Below are 2372 nucleotides of genomic sequence, written 5' to 3' on the forward strand. Positions count from 1 at the left end.
TAAACCCCATGATAATTTAGAGGCAGGTTTTATCCCCACGATAATTTAAATATCCTTTATTCATTAAGCTGTTGCAAATGAGCCTTTCTAGGTGATATGCAACAGCTTTTTTATTTTGGTCAAAATGCAGAAAAGACGCGAAGCGCGTCTTTTCTTTACATTAAGCTTTTTGTTTTTCTTCCTGCTCTACTTCTTTCCATCGTCTGCCTAAAATAAAGACAATAAGCTGTACGATAACAAAACATAGCATATAAATTGTCCAGTTATCAATAATAACCATCGGCAAACTCATATCCTCCGTTAAGAAGAAGACAATGATTGAAATAATCGCAAGCAGTAAGGCAAGACTTCTTATAAATAAGCTGCGTTTTTCTTCCTGATAATCTTCTTGCTCATCATAAGAATACGTCTTATCATTTTCTAATTTCTCTTCATTTTTACTTTTTGATAATAACAGAAGTATTGCCAGTAATACCGTAATGATCATGCATATGAAATTCATGATCGCCCAGTTTGCTTCCGTGCCTTTCGCTTTCGGTGTTACATTTTCCTTAATTACTTCTACATCCCCATTTGTTAACGGTGTCTCATTTTCATCAACATGTTCACTTTCTCCATTCGATTGCGTATTCCCCATTATGTTTGGTGCGAATGGTCTTGTATCTGAAACTGATGGCATCCTAGGCTGTTCTGCTACGATTGGTCTATTCGTTGTTTCTGGAAGCTGAGGAGCATCAACGGTATTGCCTCCATTCGTTGGAGGTATGGTATCAGGTTTATCTGGTGTTACAGGAGTATCTGGCTCCTCAGGGTTTTGAGGAGTATCTGGCTTCTCGGGATCACTTGGTGTCACTGGTTTTTCAGGTTCTTTACTTGCTTGAAAAACAACCTTAAACGTCGTATCTTTTGTTATGATCATATCGATGGTCGGTTTTTTATTTACCCAGGACGCACTTTCTTGCTCATATCCTTCATCTGCTATAGCTGTTGGAATCTGATCAACCCTTAGTTTACCACTTCCATGTGTTGCAAAATTTCCTTCTTCATCTCGTAATGTCACATATACACGATCAAAAGCAACCGTTCCATGTTCAGCTTCATAATGAACTGCCACTTGATATTTATCTGGAATGCCGTCTCCTTTATCGGGATGCTTTGGATCTGTCCCATGAATGTCTTTGGTGTAATGAACAACGATTTCTTTATCTTCCGCATCCATGCTGCCTGTGATTATATGATCATTTTCATTTTCCAAAACATAGGTATCCACATGTGGAGATGTTATTTCATAGCGATTCAGGTAAGCAATCTTTGTTTGATAATCTTCAGCTATGCGATTGCCATCCTCATCAACATATCGAATAGTCAATTGATAATCAGCCGTTTCAAACTTGGCTTTAAACGTCATCTTTTCTTTGATTTTCATACCAGCTTCTGGCCATACTGGATACCATTGTAGGCTGCTTTGGTCATAGCCTTTATCCGCAATTGCCAAAGGAATCTGCAACGCTGTTAATTGACCGTTCCCAGTTTGTGAAGGCTCATTGTTTTCATCATATAGGGTTACATAGGTCTTCCTTGTTCCAACAAGTGTACCATTTTTTACTTCATAGTTTACTTCAACTTGATATTTATCTGGAATGCCATCTCCATGATCGGGATGAATAGGATCTGTTCCATGCTCATCTTTAGCAAAGTAAGCATAAAATACGGTATTTTCGGTTATCGTATATTCGCTTGGATCCTTAATCTCTATCCCTTCCTTATTCGACACCGTTTTAACGATCCATTTATCAAAAGTATAACCAGCAGCTCCCTTTGGTTTTGGTGTCTGATAATCTATTACATTTTTGAGTTTCGTATTTGCTAACACTTCATTATATTGAGTAGTCCCTTCTAATGCACCATGTTCTGCCACAACGAAATTTACCCTTAATTTTTCTTCACGCTCATCCGGAATTCCATCATGGTTGTCATCCTTTGCAAATACTGCCTTGACAATCGTATCGCCGTGAATCACATATGCGCCAGGTTCTGCAACTTCTAAAAGTGCATGTCCATCTTTATCAACGATCACCCATTTATCAAACACATAGCCATCTTCTGCTACCGGTGTAGGTTCTTTATAATGCTGTGCGTCATGAATTGCTGACTTGACCAAATAATTTTTATATGTGGTTGTTCCAAGTAATTTTCCATGTTCTCCTGCTATAAATGTAACCGTAAAGCGCTCTTCCTGATAATCCGGAATATGGTTACCATTTTCATCCATTGCCCATACGGCATACAGTGTCGTTGTTTCCATAATGGTGAAGTAATCCTTTGGCTGTAACATCTCTTGAGGTGCCTTGCCATCTGTCGGAATCACTGTT

The 2372-nt window shown here is 38.5% G+C and carries 1 protein-coding gene; it reads right to left on the reverse strand.

Translation table 11 applies throughout. The features are described from left to right. Positions 1-160: 160 nt before the first annotated feature. A partial coding sequence (locus LI241_RS15395) for a MucBP domain-containing protein (protein WP_227160669.1) occupies positions 161-2372 on the reverse strand: 2212 nt, incomplete at its 5' end.

The organism is Longicatena sp. 210702-DFI.1.196 (assembly GCF_020563125.1).
GTDB classification, from domain to species: Bacteria; Bacillota_I; Bacilli_A; order Erysipelotrichales; family Erysipelotrichaceae; genus Longicatena; species Longicatena caecimuris.